The 16665-nt window shown below is 58.9% G+C and carries 13 protein-coding genes and 1 pseudogene; 7 read left to right on the top strand and 7 right to left on the bottom strand.

All coding sequences use genetic code 11. The annotated features are described in order from the left end of the window. Nucleotides 1–6: 6 nt before the first annotated feature. Nucleotides 7–1950 (top strand): Na+/H+ antiporter NhaA, encoded by a 1944-nt coding sequence (nhaA, locus tag ABIB91_RS23080; RefSeq protein ID WP_354167070.1) that lies wholly within the window; start codon nt 7–9, stop codon nt 1948–1950. Nucleotides 1951–2058: 108 nt separating this feature from the next. Further along, complete coding sequence (locus ABIB91_RS23075) at nt 2059–2292, top strand: DUF6894 family protein (RefSeq protein ID WP_009859344.1); 234 nt, start codon at nt 2059–2061, stop codon at nt 2290–2292. A gap of 1034 nt (nt 2293–3326) precedes the next feature. Here the strand turns inward: ABIB91_RS23075 and ABIB91_RS23070 are convergent. Further along, nucleotides 3327–4202 carry a LysR family substrate-binding domain-containing protein gene (locus ABIB91_RS23070; protein WP_354167067.1) on the bottom strand — a complete coding sequence of 292 codons (876 nt, stop codon included), beginning with the start codon at nt 4200–4202 and terminating at the stop codon, nt 3327–3329. Beyond that, a complete protein-coding gene (locus ABIB91_RS23065; RefSeq protein ID WP_354167064.1) occupies nt 4202–4528 on the bottom strand; it encodes a helix-turn-helix domain-containing protein in 327 nt (108 codons plus the stop codon). Before ABIB91_RS23065 ends, ABIB91_RS23070 begins: the two co-directional genes overlap by 1 nt. Nucleotides 4529–5514: 986 nt before the next feature. On the opposite strand from ABIB91_RS23065, the gene ABIB91_RS23060 reads away from it, so the two are divergent. From ABIB91_RS23060 to ABIB91_RS23045, 4 genes and pseudogenes are all read left to right on the top strand, one after another. Next, on the top strand, nt 5515–6780 hold the full coding sequence (locus ABIB91_RS23060) for a DUF3095 domain-containing protein (RefSeq protein WP_354167061.1): 1266 nt from the start codon (nt 5515–5517) through the stop codon (nt 6778–6780). A gap of 39 nt (nt 6781–6819) precedes the next feature. Further along, the gene (locus ABIB91_RS23055; RefSeq protein WP_354167058.1) at nt 6820–7572 is read left to right on the top strand and encodes a gluconate 2-dehydrogenase subunit 3 family protein; all 753 of its coding nucleotides are present in this window, start codon (nt 6820–6822) and stop codon (nt 7570–7572) included. Nucleotides 7573–7596: 24 nt separating this feature from the next. Then, nucleotides 7597–9363, top strand: coding sequence for a GMC family oxidoreductase (locus ABIB91_RS23050; protein WP_354167055.1), 1767 nt, complete (start codon nt 7597–7599; stop codon nt 9361–9363). A gap of 152 nt (nt 9364–9515) precedes the next feature. Beyond that, nucleotides 9516–9719, top strand: a pseudogene (locus ABIB91_RS23045) ((2Fe-2S)-binding protein); the annotation flags it as partial. 676 nt (nt 9720–10395) lie between these two features. Here the strand turns inward: ABIB91_RS23045 and hemC are convergent. The 5 genes from hemC to ABIB91_RS23020 all read right to left on the bottom strand — a co-directional run bounded on the left by hemC (nt 10396) and on the right by ABIB91_RS23020 (nt 15334). Continuing rightward, nucleotides 10396–11331, bottom strand: a complete 936-nt coding sequence (gene hemC, locus ABIB91_RS23040; protein ID WP_354167052.1) for a hydroxymethylbilane synthase — start codon at nt 11329–11331, stop codon at nt 10396–10398. A gap of 571 nt (nt 11332–11902) precedes the next feature. Beyond that, the gene (locus ABIB91_RS23035; protein ID WP_354167049.1) at nt 11903–12358 is read right to left on the bottom strand and encodes a cytochrome C; all 456 of its coding nucleotides are present in this window, start codon (nt 12356–12358) and stop codon (nt 11903–11905) included. A gap of 4 nt (nt 12359–12362) precedes the next feature. After that, nucleotides 12363–12605: a hypothetical protein gene (locus tag ABIB91_RS23030; RefSeq protein WP_354167046.1), complete on the bottom strand. Its 243-nt coding sequence runs from the start codon at nt 12603–12605 to the stop codon at nt 12363–12365. A 9-nt stretch (nt 12606–12614) separates the two neighbouring features. Continuing rightward, on the bottom strand, nt 12615–13925 hold the full coding sequence (locus tag ABIB91_RS23025; protein WP_354167043.1) for a c-type cytochrome: 1311 nt from the start codon (nt 13923–13925) through the stop codon (nt 12615–12617). Between the two features lie 8 nt (nt 13926–13933). Then, complete coding sequence (locus ABIB91_RS23020) at nt 13934–15334, bottom strand: cbb3-type cytochrome c oxidase subunit I (protein ID WP_354167040.1); 1401 nt, start codon at nt 15332–15334, stop codon at nt 13934–13936. An 808-nt stretch (nt 15335–16142) separates the two neighbouring features. Here ABIB91_RS23020 and ABIB91_RS23015 point away from each other — a divergent pair. Further along, complete coding sequence (locus ABIB91_RS23015) at nt 16143–16661, top strand: RidA family protein (RefSeq protein WP_354167037.1); 519 nt, start codon at nt 16143–16145, stop codon at nt 16659–16661. Nucleotides 16662–16665: the final 4 nt, after the last annotated feature.

Here is a 16665-nt window from a genome sequence, read left to right as displayed (position 1 = left end):
TCAGTGATGCAGCTCATGATCCCCCCGGGCCGTCTCGACCGTCCGGTCGACCAAGAGACGGACCACGTGCTCGGCGCCGTGGATGCTGAGATCTCGCTCGTCGAGTACGGCAGCTACGCCTGTCCGCACTGCAGGGCTGCCAACGAGCGCATCGCGCAAGCACGCGACCAACTTGGCAACCGCGTCTGCTATGCCTTCCGCCACAAGCCGCTCGCGGACAACAGCATTTCCTTTCGGGCCGCCGAGCTCGCTGAGCATGCTCAGACGCCCGAGGCGTTCTGGTCCGCGCACATCAAGCTGATGACGAGGTCGATGCAGCTCACAGAGGACGACCTCGTCGCGGTGGCCGCGGACCTCGGTGTGAGCGCCGATTTCGCGCTTGGCAACAGCGACGCCTTACGGCGCGCGAGGGCGAGGGTGGAGGCGGACGTCGCAAGCGCACGCGCAAGCGGGGTGAGAATCACGCCGACTTTCTACATCAACCGCCGACGCTATGACGGACCCTGGGACGAGAGCTCTCTCGTCGACGCGATGCTTGGCACGCTTGGCCACCGCGTCCGTACGGCAGCCCTGGAGTTCGCGAGCTGGGGCCCGTCCGCGGGTATTTTGCTAGTCCTCGCGACCTTGACGGCCATCGTCATGACGAACTCGCCGATCCGGCCGGCTTTCGAGGCGCTCTGGCGCCAGGAGTTGGGCGTGAGCTTGGGTGAGGCGGCCTTTCAAATGCCCATCCTCCGTTGGGTCAACGACGGCCTGCTGACGGTGTTCTTCCTCGTCGTGGGATTGGAAGTGAAGCGTGAGATGACAGTTGGCCACCTCGCAAGCCGCCGCTCCGCGGCGCTTCCGATCGCCGCCGCGCTCGGCGGGATGGTCGTGCCGGCGCTTCTCTATGCGCTGGTCATCCCTGCGGGGCCGTGGTCGCACGGGTGGGGCATTCCGATGGCGACCGACACTGCGTTCGCGATTGCCTTGACCGCCGTGATGGGCGCCCGCGTTCCTGTTGGGCTGCGGATCTTCCTTACCGCGGCGGCCATCGTCGACGACATCGGTGCGATCGTCGTCGTCGCCGTGTTCTACTCCGGCGATATCCAACTGGGCTACTTGGCCGCGGCCGCGGCCGTGGTCGTCGCGCTGGCGCTGCTGAGCCGGTCGAAAGTCTACCTTCTCTCGCCTTATGCTCTCTTAGGCGTCGCGTTGTGGGCGTTCGTCTACGCGGGCGGCCTCCACGCGACGGTGGCTGGCGTGGTACTGGCGCTATTCGTTCCGACGCGCCCGCCTGCCAACCTGGCTGCCCTGATCACGCAGGCCAGCACGATCATTGCCTCCGAGGCCCAGCATGAGGGCGAGGTTCTCAGGCACGGCCCCTCCACCCCGGCGCTGCACGCGCTCGAAGCGATCTACGACCGACTTGAATCGCCCGCCGACCGGCTGCTGCGACACGCCGGCGCGCGGTCGAGCTACGCAGTGCTCCCGATCTTCGCACTGGCGAATGCGGGTGTGGCAATCAACCCCGGCGTCTTCGTTGGGCATAACTGGCTCATGGCCGCGATCATTGCGGGCCTCACCATAGGAAAGCCGGTCGGCATCTTCCTCGCGGCCGCTGCGGCCGTGCGCGCTGACATAGCCGTGAAGCCGGCGGAGTACACGTGGCGGCAGTTGGCCGGGGCGGGATCCCTGGCTGGGATCGGCTTCACGATGTCGCTGTTCATCGCCGGGCAAGCGTTTCCAAGCGCCACTGACTTCTCAGCCGCCAAGATTGCCGTGTTCGCTGCGTCAATTCTTTCCGCCGTCGTTGGGATTGCCCTGCTCTGGGGAGCTCCGCGCCAAGAGCTTATCGAAGAGGCGCTGCAGAGCACCGGCATGCAAGTGTCGAAATCCGCGGGTGCTTATGCGGAATCGCGGATATTTTTGGATGATTCTAGCCATGAAAATGAGAGTCGCAGTCGCTGACGGCCAAATCCGCGAGACATCATCGATTCCGTCAGTCGTATCCCGCCGTCGAGGACACCAACGCGCTGCGGTATCGCAGCGAACCGTCACATTTGAAGGAGGTTGACCATGACCCAGGTTTATTTTCACTGTTCGAACACGAAGACGGTTTTCGTCGATCGCCGCGGCGCTGTGGTGGACGATCTTGCTGAGGCACGCGATCACGCAACCCGTGTCGTCCAATCCTTAACCCGCGAGCGAAGTCTCGAGGATTGGCGTGACTGGGTCCTGCATGTCAGCGACGACAGCGGCGATGAGCTCTTCGTAGTGCCCTTCACCTCCGTGCTCGGCAAGCCGAATTGAGGGCGCATATATCAGACGGCTGGAGGCCCGCGACTCGTCAGCCTCGTCGGGGTCGGGTCAACAAAGTGCACACCTTACCTGCCGCCTCCGTCAGGCCCGGCGGGAACGGCGCCGGATCGGGTGGGAAACGCAGCGGTTGAGACCGGCATCGCGAGCTTGTCAAGTTGCTACCGAACTATGTGACTTCTCGGACGCCTTGGACAATAATTGATCATCGAGCGCGTGCGGCGTGCCGAAGTGGAAAACAAGACATAGCCGCACAAAACATCGGCCCCAAGACGGCGGGGAGGCCCTCGAGTGGCCGAGGCTGATGTGTTAGAGGCTCGCTACTCGGGACAGCGACATCTCATCAGTGAAGCGCATCTGCGATCTCGCGGGGAATAGCGCAACTCGCCGCTATGACAGCCGACACGCACATTGTGCGGGCGGCGATCCTGAAAAATGCAGGAAAGCGCACGAACTCCTGTCGCCGAGCACGGCATTTAGGGTGCACGCGCTTAGGATAAGCTGGAGCAACCTCCAATTTATCCAACAGCCATGAAACCGAAGACACTGAGCTTTTCAATGCCGATACTGCTCATCGCAGGCTAGAATTAGACCAACGTATGATCAGACCATTCCGATTGTGGAATGCGATCCTCCCTCAGCACGATAACGCGATACAAGCGTGCCATGGCCTAAGAAATCGTTCTGAGATAGCAGTGAGTCCAACGGCTCCGTGCCGAGAGTCGCAACGGAACCGGACCCGCGAGCCGGCAGTTGCAAGAAGAGGTCGGCGGCGTAGCGCCCGTCGGCCTTTTCTCGGCTCGCTTCCGATCACTGAAGGGTCCCAATTATGTATAGCTCGGATAGCAACGACCGGTAAGAAGAGGCTCTCCTGAATCACAAACACTGAATGGCGCCGGTTCCGGGAGGTCGCAATGCAACAGATCTATCTCACGATTACTGTTAGCAGTCTCACGTTGCTGGTCGGCGTGTATTTGCTCGCCGTCGTGCTTCTGTGAAACGGTTGAATCGAGATTGCCGTTCGCGCATCACATCTGGTGGACCATCACATCTTGAAGCCGACAGGTCTCGGAACCAGTAGGGTCGAGCTGGAACGTCCATCGCATGTAGGTGCTATCGTTCGCATGAGGAGCGTAGCGCGGCCAGACGGAAGTGGATAAACGTCCCTTCCCGGAATGACACCCGAGCTTGCCGGCGAGTTCATGCAGCGGCTCAACGCAGGGGAGACGCTTCGAAGGATCACGTCTGGCGACAAGCGATGCGGCCCTGCATTGGTCACCCCTCAGCGTTTCAAGAAGCATTGCGAGCTGCACCCCGAGTGGGCTGACGAGGCGAGGCGGCTTGCCAAGGCCAATGAACAAGCCGCGGCGCAAGTCCGAGTAACCGTAACGTGGAGGCTCGCGATACAGCGGTCGGCTGACAATCGCCGAACAGCGGAAAGATGCAAGAACGGCCATATCCGGACGATGGACAATACATTTTATGAGCAGCATCTGGGTTACCTCGTCAGACGCTGCAAGGATTGTATGAAGAACCGAGATCCTCGGGTGAAATCCAGGGCCGGATAACTGCCTTACCAGGTGATCCTCTATCTCCGGTCCTGCTGCATCCGCAGTCACGAGAAAGGTCTCGTGCCTTACATCATCCCAAGTGACCGCTCCGAGAGCGGCCATTGCGTGAGCGTCAGGGACCGCAACACAAATTTTCTCATCCCACAGTCTTTCCGCTCGACATCCAGGTAGTTTTGGATCGCCAGGTATAAAGGCGGCATCCAGTCGGCCGTTGAGCACGGCGCTGGCATTCACCTGAGAGGTCGCCTCATCCAGCTTTATCTCAATCCCCGGAAATCTGCGATGGTACGCTCCAAGCAAATCGGCCAGGAAGCCACTCGCCAACGAAGCCATCAGCCCAATCCGCAGCTCTTCGAAATGACCTCGTCGGGCGAGCGTAAGTCCGTTGACGGCCTCTCTGAGATGTTCCGCTCCGACTGCGGCCTCCCACAGGATTCCCCGGCAAGTGTCGTGCGCGCACCAGATCGGCTCCGCTCGAACAGTTGAACCCCAATGCGTCGCTCTAGCAGTTGAATCCGACGACTTACAGTGGACTGTCGAATATTAAGAATGTCTGCCGTGCGCGCGCCGTCACTTACCCGGAAGTCGTGGTTGATGTGATCGGGCAAGCTGCGCGCTCGACCACGACATAACGACAGCCTGTTTGAACGATTCTCCACTTGTCGCGATAAGCGACATGCCCACTTGATCTGGCTTTGCGACGGGGTTGCTCGCCACTTGCCCGGTTTAAGCGAGTGCCGACTTCCGCGCGATCGGTCCACCAATCGACGTTATTACATTCGTACGGTGCTCCGTCAGTTCGGCAATAAGCCTATCCTTCAATGGCCCTGCCGCATCCTCTTCATCTGCTTCGGACGGCGGCGCGCGTTGGCACGCGCGACCTCGATTGCGCCAAGGGCGGCAAGTCTCTACAGATGCAGCTGGTGGCATTCCTCGCTCGGGCATCACGCGGCGCGGCGGCAATAACGATCGTCTATCGACTCTATGGCGAGAGGTGATTTCCCTCTCCGGCGTTGCAAGGTCATTCTCGTCGGGTGGTGGATAGTCATCTTCAAAGCGAACAGGAGCTACCGTGACTATTCAAGTCCGCGGCCTCGCGATTGCTGTTCCTATCGCGGTGGCTGCAACGGCCGAATCGTCTGCTGCTCCGATCAATTGCACGTCGATCAAGGCGGCGGTACTAGCCGCGACGACGGACGTGCGCTATCGGGTGCGGCGAGGTTATCCTACTGATAATTCGTACCGGGGCTATCCAACCTATGATTACTTCCATCCCGGTGAGGCCAAAGCTTGGCCGTGTGCGGCTCCCTCGAGCTGCCGCTAGCCAACATGTATTTGAGACATCATAGCGTTCCTCGATCATTCGCACGTCGTTCTTGGAGCAAGCTGAAAAGAGTTAGCGCGAGCGTATGTCTTCAGCCTTATCCTTGCGCATTTCATCGAGCTCGGTGCTGGTTATTCACCGAATGCGGGATGTTCAGTTGGCCGAGTGGTCCAAAGAGGATATCGCAACAAAGAATCAACGGAAGCTCATCACTGACGGTGACGACGTGGTAGCTAACGGTGAAACAGGCTTATTGGTAAGCTCACGCGCGCATCCCGGTCCTGTTGCGACGGTTTGGGATAACGACAAAGGAGCGAGCAAATGGCGCTCCAAGACAGCTTGACGGGCAAATCAGCTCATGAACGCGCCTTCTCAAGCACGAATACGGGAAGGGCGAGTACAGAGCATTTCTACGCCGATCTGGAGCCGTTCGATAACTTCTCACAAATAACGCATTTCGACCGCTATCTCCCCTTACCGCGCGATTGGTTCATCGGAATTGCCGATGTCGTCCAATCGACGACGGCGATCAAGACCGGCCGATACAAAGCCGTCAACACGGTGGGCGCTGCGGTGCTGGTCGCCATAACCAACGCGTTACCTGAACTCTGCTTTCCCTATGTTTTCGGCGGCGACGGAGCGACCGTAGCGATCCCCGGCAAGTATCTTGACGAAGTGAAGTATGCATTGGCGCGAACTGCGGCATGGGCAGACGATACTCTCGATCTTGCACTTCGAGTCGCGATCGTTCCGGTTTCTGCAATCCGCGCAGCCGGTCACGATGTTCGTGTCGCGCGATATGCCGCGTCCGAGAACGTCTCGTACGCCATGTTCACCGGCGGCGGCATGGCGTGGGCGGAAGGACAACTCAAGAAGGGAGAATTCAAAGTACGCCGCGCACCGTTGAATGCCAAGCCCGATTTATCAGGGCTCTACTGCGGATTCGGGCCAATCCCTACTGAGCAGGGCACCATCCTCTCTATCATCGCCATTCCGGTCGAAGAGCAAAGGTCGTATGCGGCTTTGGTGGCGGATGTTTTGGCCTTGATCGAATTTTCGTCGCGTCGATCGGGCCATCCGTTGCCGGAGGGCGGTCCGTTGCCCGCCTGGCTCGGAGGCAAAATCCAGAGATTGCTTGATAAGCACTCCTCACACGCGCACCTTCTGACGGCCATCGCAGATGCACTACGAGCCATCAAGACGCGATTCGTTCTTTCGGCAGGTATTCGCATGGGCCAGTTCAAACCCCTCAAATATCGACGAGAGATTTCGAACAATACGGATTTCCGAAAGTTCGACGATGGCCTGAAAATGACGGTGGACTGTTCGCCGGAAATCGCAGATGCTATCGAGGCTCGACTGGTTTCGGCCCAGCTCTCTGGCGTTTGTGTAGCGGGCACACATCGTCAGACGAGCGCGCATCTCACCTGTTACGTGCCTTCAAACATCCGGTCAGATCACGTCCACTTCGTTGATGGGGCCGACGGAGGTTACGCCGCGGCAGCGGCCAAACTCAAAGCAGGCAAGACCGCTGTCATGGCAGGCATGGCAGCAGCGCGAGCAGTTGATACTCCGGCGGCACCTTGACACTTGCGGGCCGTCACAACTTGAAGGGCGAGGTCAGCCATGACCATCAAACGTCGTGAATTCGTTGTTGGAGCGGGCGTCATTGGCGTCCTCGGCGTAACTGGCGGATCAGTCGCCCCACAACCCGCATCGGCAGAGCATGCGATGCAGATGGGCGCGAAGCAGACTGCTCATGCATCCTCACCCGCACAGACGGCAACTTCCGCACCACCCGAGAAGCGCGCTTACACGTTCCTCAATCCCGATGAGGCCACCTGGGTCGAGGCGGCGGTCAATCATATGATTCCGGCCGATGACTTGACGGCCAGCGGCGTCGATTTGGGCATTGCCTATTTCATCGATCAGCAATTGGCAGGCGGTTTCGGGCAAGGCGGTAAAATGTTTATGCAAGGTCCATGGCATCCTGGGGTGCCCCAACAAGGATGGCAGGTTCGCCTCTCTCCTGCGGAAGCTTATCGCGCCGCCATCCCGGCGATCAACGCATACTGCACCAAGACCTACGGCAAGGACTTTTCATCGATCACGGAAAGTCAGCGCGATGAGATCTTAAATGATCTCGGCACAGGCAAAGCGGATTCGGGACCGCTTCCTGCTGGCCTCTTCCTTGATCTGCTTTATCAGAACGTGATGGAAGGCTTTTTCAGCGATCCCGCTTACGGCGGCAATCGCGATAAGGCTGCGTGGAAGATGATCGGCTATAGCGGGGCGACCGGGAACTTCGTCGACCTGATCGAGACGACTTACAACAAGCCTTACACCGAACCAAGCCAAAGCATCGCTGACTTGAGCTGATTTTCAGGTCGAAGGAGAATTCCGATGGCGACGAAGTTGAAACCCGTCGACGCAGTCATTGTTGGTTTTGGCTGGACCGGGGCTGTGCTGGCCAGGGAACTCACAAAAGCGGGACTCAACGTGCTGGCGCTTGAGCGCGGCGGGATGCGCGACACTATCCCGAACTTTGCCGCGCCGATGATACATGACGAATTGCGTTTCGCCATTCGTCATGACCTAATGCAGGACGCCTCCCGCGAGACTCTCACCTTTCGCAACAACGTCGACCAGACGGCGCTGCCGATCAGGCGCTGGGGATCGTTCTTGCCGGGAAATGGTGTGGGCGGCGCAGGCGTCCACTGGAACGGCCAGCACTATCGGTTCGCGCCCAGCGAGTTCATGATCCGCAGCCACTATGGCGAACGATACGGCAAGACGTTCATTCCTAAAGAAATGACGATACAAGATTGGCCAGTTACGTACGACGAACTTGAGCCCTACTACGACCGCTTCGAATATCTCTGCGGCACCGCCGGGAAGGCCGGCAACATCAACGGCGTGATCCAGGAGGGCGGGAATCCTTTCGAAGGGTCCCGTGCGCGCGAATATCCGAACCCGGCGATGAAGCGCAGCTTTCAAATGAAGATGTTCGAGGATGCTACGCGGGGAATGGGGTTTCACCCCTATGTTCAGCCATCCTCCGACGTTACGCAGGCCTACACGAACCCTGAGGGTGTGGACATGGGCTCCTGCGTGTACTGTGGGTTCTGCGAGCGCTTCGGTTGCGAAATGTCAGCGAAGGCAAGCCCGCAATCGACGCTTCTGCCACTTCTGCTGAAAGACCCTAGATTTGAATTACGCACGCTTTCTCATGTCACTAAGGTCAATCTTGACTCCGGCCGCAAAAAGGCAACCGGCGTTACCTATATCGACTCGCAAGGTCGGGAGTTCGAACAGTCCGCCGATATGGTACTGCTCTGCGCATTTGGTCTGCATAACGCACGGCTGATGATGCTCTCGGGAATCGGTCGCATCTACGATCCTAAGACCGGTAAGGGTAGTGTTGGGCGCAACTATGCCTACCAGATGTCCAGCAGCGTCACCGCGCACTTCAACGATAAAGTCTTCAATCCGTTCATGGGCGCCGGCGCGTGCGCCATGATCATAGATGATTTCAACTACGACAACTTCGATCATGGGCCGCTCGGCTTCGTGGGTGGTTCTTACATCTGTGTCGAGAGCAAGGGGCAACGGCCGATCGATTTCCGCAACCTGCCACCAGGCGAGCCTCGCTGGGGCAAAGGCTGGAAGCAATCGGTTGCCCACTGGTATAACCGAACTTTCGTGATCGCGTCTTTCGGCAGCGTCACAGCCCAGCGCAGCAACTATCTTGACCTCGACCCGAACTATAAGGACGGCTTCGGCAATCCCCTGCTGCGGATGACGTTCGACTTCAGCAAAAACGATCTGGACATGTCGAAGTACTGCACCGATCGTGCAGCCGACATTGCCAAGCACATGAACCCGGACAAAATGGGCATCAACTATCGCAAGGGCCCTTATTCGATCGTCCCTTACCAGACGACGCACACGACAGGCGGCACCATTATGGGAGCCGATCCGACAACCAGCGCTGTCAACCGCTATCTGCAAAGCTGGGATGTTCCCAACGTGTTTGTTTTGGGCGCCGGCGCTTTTCCGCAAAACCCGTCGCACAATCCGACGGGCACTGTCGGAGCTCTGGCCTATTGGGCGGCCGATGCAATCACAACGAAGTATCTGAAATCGCCGGGGCGCCTGGTCCCGAGCTGAGCACGTCGGACCCGCGCCGATGGCGCCAGCCATCGAGTAGAACGCGACCCCATGGAGCACGATCTGAGGTTATTCCGGAGCGGCCGATGTACGCCAACGTTGGGGCGCTTACGGCGCCTTACCGTCACACGCGATAATATCACTGGTGCAGAATGGCATATGTTCTCACGGTAAACGGCAAGCCGCATACGATGGACGCTGACGGCGACACCCCACTGCTGTGGGTGCTTCGCGACATGCTCCAAATGACTGGCACCAAGTTCGGATGCGGTATGGCTATGGCGCTGTGCGGCGCGTGCACGGTGCATCTCGAGGGCGCGGCGACAAGAGCCTGTATCACTCCGATTGACAGCGTCCGGTCGCCGAGTGATCACCGCGGAGGTTATTGCGGTCCGGGCATGTCCGTATCCGCGATGCGGAACGGTTTCCCAACGTGCCCAAACCTGATATCAGCGCCGCGAGAACGATCTGCTTGCCTTCGTGGCGGATCGTAGAGCTCCTGGTGATCGCGCGCCGCTTCCGCTGCAACGTCGTCCTGCGCGGTGGTCAGCTCTTCACCGAAAGTTTCGAAGGCAACTGGCTCCATAGGCGTGGCGCGCGGGGAGGCCGGACTTCATCGTCTATCGCCTCGTTTGGCGCTCGGCCGGCTGATGCTGCCCGGATAGCAAAGACACACTCACGCGCGTAGTTCGCCACCCGGCCCAGCTACCGGTTGACCTACTCACGATTATCGACATTGATCTTTGGTCTCCGCGGCGCAATCACCCATGCGCAGCAGCATCTGCAACCTGGAAAGCGCCGGTCGTTAGGCCTTTGCGGGGCGAGAGGGCCCCACCGGCCAAGCTCGGTTCCCTGATTTGACGAAGCTGCGGCAACTGCCCTGCGGCACAGGTGCAGATCGTTAATGGAGAACGCCAGCCGGGCCGTTGCAATTTCGCGCAACAGTAATCGGTTCCACACTGCTCAAGAAAGCCGAGCGCCTGCGCTATGCTGGCTTCCCAAGAGCATAAGTCGTCAAGTCAACTAGCGAATTCAGATTGTCCTTTGCTCTTCCACGGTACGGAGCGCAGCCTTCAGTATCTCTTCGGCGCCTTGCTGAAGAAGTTTATGCCCGAGACTTCTGCCTATTGCGTCGGCTTGATCGGCCAGACCCACACTTTCATCGGCGATCTTCCTTTGGCCATCCGGATGAGTCACTTGTCCTCGAAGTGTTAACGTCCCGGCGAGCCATGTGGCAGAGACCCCGACGGGGAGGCTGCAACCCGCATCGAGACTTCTCATCAATGCGCGCTCTGCATCCACTTCGGAGCGCGATTGCCGGTCTTCAATCTTTTGAAGCAGCGCTATAAGCGCCGTATCCTCTTCGCGAGCTTCGGCCGCGAGAGCACCTTGACCGACTGCATACGGGAAAACACGAGCGTCTAAAATCTGTGAAGCCTCATGCAGCAATCCTAGTCGGGACAACCCGGCCGCCGCCAATAGAGTCGCGTCTATTCCCTGTCGGTTCTTTACCTTATACAGCCTTGGAGAAACGTTCCCTCGGATAGGTCGAATATCGAGACCATTGCATAACTCGAGAAGTTGAGCTTTACGGCGAATTGATCCAGTGCCGACGCGCAGCCCCGGCCGTAGCTGACTTAGTGTAACGCCACAAATCGCGTCCCGAGGATCCTCTCTTTTGGGAACGGCTGCCAATACCAAGCCGGGCTGCAATTTGGTTGGAAGATCCTTGAGGGAATGAACGACCAGGTCAACTTCGTTGCGCAGAAGCGTGTCTTCGCTCTCCTTCGTGAACGCTCCGATGCCGCCAAGCTGATGAAAGGCCGACCTTCGATCTCTATCGCCAACCGAGCTCACGAAGACCAAGCGTACCTCAGCGGCCGGCTCGACGCCACGAATAAGGTCGGCGACGTGACTGGCTTGCCAGATGGCCAAATCACTACGCCTGGTGCCGAGTCGAATTTCCACAATGAAACCTCTTGCTTCTTCAGCAGTTCGCGAACCTATAGCGTTGCGCAACTAGCTATGATCAGCGCCTGCTCATTTAGCCGCACAGCGTGACTCTGGTGTGGTAGTCTTTGCATGGATATCTTCTCTCACGCCATATTCACATCTATCCACAGTCGCCCCGAAAACGGAGAAGCAGCCAATAGCTCGCAACTTTATAAAGGCACTGGACTAAGTCGAGAAGGGTGCGGGCTCCTGGAGAATGGAGCTTGCGCACCGTTCGGATGTCAAGCGCGCTGAATGCGTCCGTACATCGCTTCAACTTCAAGCGGTCGAGCTCAAACGCCGCAGCGAGCTGCCATCACCTGTGTTTATACCGGAACGATCAAGGTGATCGAACGGTGTCGAACCTTTACGTGCGGCATCACGCTAACTTAAGTGGACGCCTCCGTCGTCAAGAGCGAACGCCTGTCGATGAGACCGCGTCCCTTCGCCTCACGCAATGGATCATGCACGAGCATATTCGTCTTCACTTGCGGAGATCCGGATGGGTCAGCAGCCACAGCGTTGACTCGTTTGATCTTGGGGCGCGCTATTTGAATGGATTCATCGACGAGGAATAAGTTGGTGTTTTCGCGTAATCCTCCGGAACGTTCCAAAGAGTTGCGACATACCAAGCGGTCCAAGCAACGATCAGTAGCGTCAGCACCCACACCCAGACCGGCGTCGGCGAGGGCGATTCCGCTCGGTGCGGCTCGAACGGCTCTTCCGCTCCAAACGCGTTGACCATGAGGCGCACGGTACCGTGGACGACGGCACCATCACCAAGCCCGGTGACCGTGATCCCGGGGCCGTTGCGGACTTGGAATCGAAGGCGCCGGACCCCGACCTGGCCGGTGGCATCTTGGGCTTCGATGCGCAGGCCGTGCTCGCCGTCGGCAAGGCTCTTGGTGTCGAGCGCTATCTCGGTCGGCGGCCGCTGATCGGCGACCGGATCTGGGGTGTCGTCTAGATAGATGCGGATGCGCGGGTCGGGCACGTGTTGCATTCCTCTAACGGTCGGTGTCCAAGACGCGATATTTTGGATGATTGGGATCCCGTTCGCCGGGGTCGAAGAGCATCCACAGCGCCGCCACGATGCAGCTAAGGGTCACGAGCCCAGCCCCGCCCGCCACCAGCACGTTGCCAAGTAGTGGTCCGGTAAGACTATGATCGCCAGCAGCATTAGCGATCGTAGGCGTAGTGCAGAGATAGCCAAGCGCCGAGAGGATCCAAGCGGTAATCGTATCAGTCATCATCGCCTCCTATTTCTTGGCGCGGAGCTTCGTGATGTCCGCGAGCGTCACCAGCGGCCCGTGGTTGCCCCATGACGTGCGCTCGTGATTGATGATATCAGCGATCTGCTGATCAGATAGTCTGTCAGCGAACGGCGGCATCTCTACTTCGTACTTCTGGCCGTTGATCGCCTTCCCACCAAGGCCGCGCAGCATGGTGGTGATGTGTTCGGCAGGGTCAGTGGCGTTAACGACCTGATCGCCCGCAAGCGGCGGAAACGTGCCGGGCACACCTTTGCCCTCTGCACCGTGACAGGCGGCGCAGTTCTCGGCGAACAGCTTCGATCCTTCCGCGGGATCGAATGTCGGTGCCGGGGCCGCTATCGGCGAGACCGGTTTCGTCGGCTGCTTCTGCAGTGGTTCGTTGGCGCGCGCCGCGACGACATCAGCCGCGCTGATCAAGGCACCACGATTGCCCCATGAGGAGCGCTCGTGGTTGATGATATCGGCGATCTCCTGATCCGACAATTGATCCGCGAACGCGGGCATCGGAGCTTCATATTTTTGGCCATTGATCACGTTTCCGCTAAGTCCATGCAGCACAGCGCCAATGTGTGCCGTCGGATTGGCGGCGTTAACCACCGGATCTCCGGCGAGCGGCGGAAACGTTCCGGGCACACCCTTGCCTTCCGCGCCGTGGCAGGATGCGCAGTTGTTGGCGAACAATGCTGCACCTTTGCCGGCATCAAACCCTAGCGGCCCGCTCGAGCGACTCAATGGCACGGTGCCGGGCCGCGTTGGAGCGAGCGCGGGCTGCTTCAGCGACAACAGATAGGCCACCAGCGCCTTGCCGTCGTCATTAGGAATCACGGTACCGCCTGGCGCGAACTCAGGCGGCAATGACACCGCTTTCTCTTCGGGAGGTAATTTGTCCACAACGCTGAATAGCCAAGGGTAAGCTGGCATGATCGATTGCGGCACCACTGCGCGCGGCTGATAGAGATGGATGAACTGCCATATGCTGCTCGATTGCCGACTGCCGATATTGCTCAAGTCCGGACCGTTGCGCTCCGAACCTAGCAATTCCGTCGTCTGGTAAGCATAATCGCCCGGTGCGGACGGACGGCCAAAGGACTTATCTCCAGAGAGGGGGCGTACTTGCTGGGTATGGCAATAGAAGCAGCCTTCGGAGACATAAACATCCCGCCCTCGCGCCTCTAGGGGGGTCAGTGGCTTAAGGCCCGGCGTCGGAGGTACCTTCGATAGCCAGATGCCCGGCAGCACGCCCATAAGAACCGCCAATCCGGTGTAGATCAGCGTTGAACCACCGGAAATCGCCAACAACCTATTCATACCGGCACCGTCTTGGCTGCGGCAAGCTCGGCGTAGGACCGGCCGTAAGTCATTGTCCAGACATTGAAAGCGAAGACGAGATGGCCGGCGAACATCAGCGAGCCACCGACGGAGCGCCACAACCAATATGGCGCGGCATCTTCGACCGACTGGATGAAGGTGAGTCCTCGAAACCAATCGAGCCCCTGAATGGTTCCTGCGGCCGACAGCGCCGCAACGTAGATGACAACACCGACTGCGGAAAGCCAGAAATGGACGCCCATAGCCAGGTTGTAGGGATACTTGCCGGTGGCGCGCGGCAAGAGTGCGTAGACTCCGCCCCAGATCGCGAAGGTAACGAAGCCATACATCGTCAGGTGCGAGTGCCCTACCGTGTAATTAGTCAGATGCCACAGCTGCTGCAGCGAGCGGAACGCCTCAAATGTGCCTTGCGTCGAACCCAGTAGATAGCCGTAGACGGCGACGAGGATGAACACCGCGGGCGAGCGATATATCCATTCGTGAGTCCCCCGGAAGGTGAGAAGGAAGTTCGCAGTGCCGCTCAGCACAGGGACCAGCATGGCCACGCTGAAGACGATGGCCGTAGTCTGCAGCCACCACGGTAATGGACTGAATTCAAAATGATGGGCGCCGACGATCGGATAGAAGATGAGATTGGTCCAGAATGCAAAGACGCCAAGAGAATACGAATAGATCGGACGGTTCAGGAGCTTCGGCAGCGCATAGTAGGACACACCGAGCGATAGGGGCGTGAACCACAGTCCGACGGCGTTATGCATGAAGAAGGCCTGTACCGCGACCTGACCCAGTCCGAACTGGTACCATGGCAGAAGCGACACCACGACCATGACAATCGTCCACAGCGTGCCTCCGATAGTATACCAGTTAGAAATGTAGATATCCTCGGCATCCCGCTGCTCGACAGTGGCGATCATATTCCAGACCGCAGTGATCAAACCAAGCCCGAGGATTACGCGAATCCACCACAGCCACTCGCGATACTCCTGGCCGTAGTTGAAACCGAAATCGAGTGTAACGGTGCCCAGCACAGCGGCGACATTAAGGAGCGCAAGACTGATCCATGCGAGTCGCTCGCTGTAGAGCCGCGCGCCCGAACTGCGCGCTGCCACGAACAGCGCAAGTCCGATCAGCGCCTGGCTCGCCCAGGCATAAAATGTTCCGTTGGTGTGGATCGCCCGCAACCGTCCAAACGACAGCGCCGGCGTTGTCGCAAAATCCGGATAGGCGAACTTGAAGCTGACTAAGACTCCCACGGCCGTGGTCAATACAAGCCAGATTGTCGCCGACGCTACGTAAGCCGCTAACATCCGCGCCAGAGCGGGGTCATCCGGAGCGGCTGTCCGAAGCGGCATGGCCGTAGCGGTGTATGGCTTCATCCGACTCTCCGTCCCCTCGACGTCGTTGTCCAGCGTTGCTCGAAAGCGCGCCCGACGATGCTTTGCAGAATGCCCTTGCAACGCCTGCGAAGGAAATCACCTCTCGCCATCGATTCGATAGACAATCGTTATTGCCGCCGCGCCGCGTGACTCCGCAGCGAGGAACGTCACCAGACGCACATGCAGAGATTTCCGCTGGCTGCCTGGGAGCAATCCAGATCACGGGTGGCAGCGCGCCGCCTCCTCGACCATGACGCACTCCTACGGGGGATTTGGCGCGCGCCACGATCAATTTGTTTTTGCACCCTCAGGTCTGGTGTGATGGCACAGCTATTCGCCCGGCCCGCCGCTCGATCTGAGCTGATCCGACGAGTTAGGTCGTCTTTTGGAGCCAACCGAGACCTTCAGTTCACTCTGACGAATATCCGTTTAAAAGACATTTTCCGCGAAGCTTCGAATACGAGCGTCGCGACCGGCCAGGTCGCATCTGCGCGGCTTGCGCGATGCACGCATCCACAACCCGTCAACGTTCGTTCCACGTATCGGCGCGAGTGGGATGTCTCACTCAACTCTCCTTTGGCTCGTCCTCGTTTTTCAGCGCGGGCGACAATGGGAACTCTCTGCAGGCGGGACTGGTGGCATTTCCCGTTACTAGAGCACGCGGCGCGACGGCGCTAACGATGGTCTATCGAATCTATGACGAGAGGTGATTTCCTTCGCCGGCTTTGCAAGGTTATTCTCCAAAGCATCGTCCTAACGAAAGTCAGTGCCGCCATCGAGACGGGATTAAGAAGCCAGGAGGCTCCATATGCAACGCGACGAGATAACTGCCGCCGCAATAAACTGTAAGGAGACCGTCTATTTCGATGTGCCGTGGGAAGATGCCTACGGATACGCACAGGCGATCAAGGTTGGTGACACGATCCATGTCTCCGGTCAGCTCAGCCACGACGAGAACGGGAACCTAATCGCGCCTGCTTCTCTCGATGAATCCGGCAAGCCGGCCGAGTTCTCGATGATGGAACAGCAGATGCGGGCGACTTACGCCAATGCCGCCAAGCTTTTGGCGCGCTTCGGGGCGACGTTGGACAATGTCGTCGAGGAGACGCTGTATGTCCTCGATGTCGGTGCCGCATTCGCCGTTGCGGGCAGGGTGCGCAAGGACGCCTACGGCACGGCACGACCTCAGTGCGCCAGCAACCTGATAGGTGTGCTGAGACTGGCCTTTCCTGAACAGCTCATTGAGATCACGTTTACCGCTAGGCTGTCGGAACAGAAGCGAAGCCGCCACGATAACTCCCCGATGTCCCGAGTTAACGAAACATGACACA

The sequence above is a fragment of the Bradyrhizobium sp. JR4.3 genome (genome assembly GCF_040547695.1).
In the GTDB taxonomy this organism is placed as follows: Bacteria; Pseudomonadota; Alphaproteobacteria; order Rhizobiales; family Xanthobacteraceae; genus Bradyrhizobium; species Bradyrhizobium canariense.
The sequence above is the reverse complement of the archived record's forward strand: the minus strand, read 5'-3'. Positions and strand labels throughout refer to the sequence as shown.

Bases quoted from the DNA above. Each gene is read 5' to 3' on its own strand.
- nhaA (WP_354167070.1), top strand. From the start codon at position 7: ATGCAGCTCATGATCCCCCCGGGCCGTCTCGACCGTCCGGTCGACCAA.
- ABIB91_RS23075 (WP_009859344.1), top strand. From the start codon at position 2,059: ATGACCCAGGTTTATTTTCACTGTTCGAACACGAAGACGGTTTTCGTC.
- ABIB91_RS23070 (WP_354167067.1), bottom strand. From the start codon at position 4,202: ATGGCTTCGTTGGCGAGTGGCTTCCTGGCCGATTTGCTTGGAGCGTAC.
- ABIB91_RS23060 (WP_354167061.1), top strand. From the start codon at position 5,515: ATGGCGCTCCAAGACAGCTTGACGGGCAAATCAGCTCATGAACGCGCC.
- ABIB91_RS23055 (WP_354167058.1), top strand. From the start codon at position 6,820: ATGACCATCAAACGTCGTGAATTCGTTGTTGGAGCGGGCGTCATTGGC.
- ABIB91_RS23050 (WP_354167055.1), top strand. From the start codon at position 7,597: ATGGCGACGAAGTTGAAACCCGTCGACGCAGTCATTGTTGGTTTTGGC.
- ABIB91_RS23035 (WP_354167049.1), bottom strand. From the start codon at position 12,358: ATGCAACACGTGCCCGACCCGCGCATCCGCATCTATCTAGACGACACC.
- ABIB91_RS23030 (WP_354167046.1), bottom strand. From the start codon at position 12,605: ATGACTGATACGATTACCGCTTGGATCCTCTCGGCGCTTGGCTATCTC.
- ABIB91_RS23020 (WP_354167040.1), bottom strand. From the start codon at position 15,334: ATGAAGCCATACACCGCTACGGCCATGCCGCTTCGGACAGCCGCTCCG.
- ABIB91_RS23015 (WP_354167037.1), top strand. From the start codon at position 16,143: ATGCAACGCGACGAGATAACTGCCGCCGCAATAAACTGTAAGGAGACC.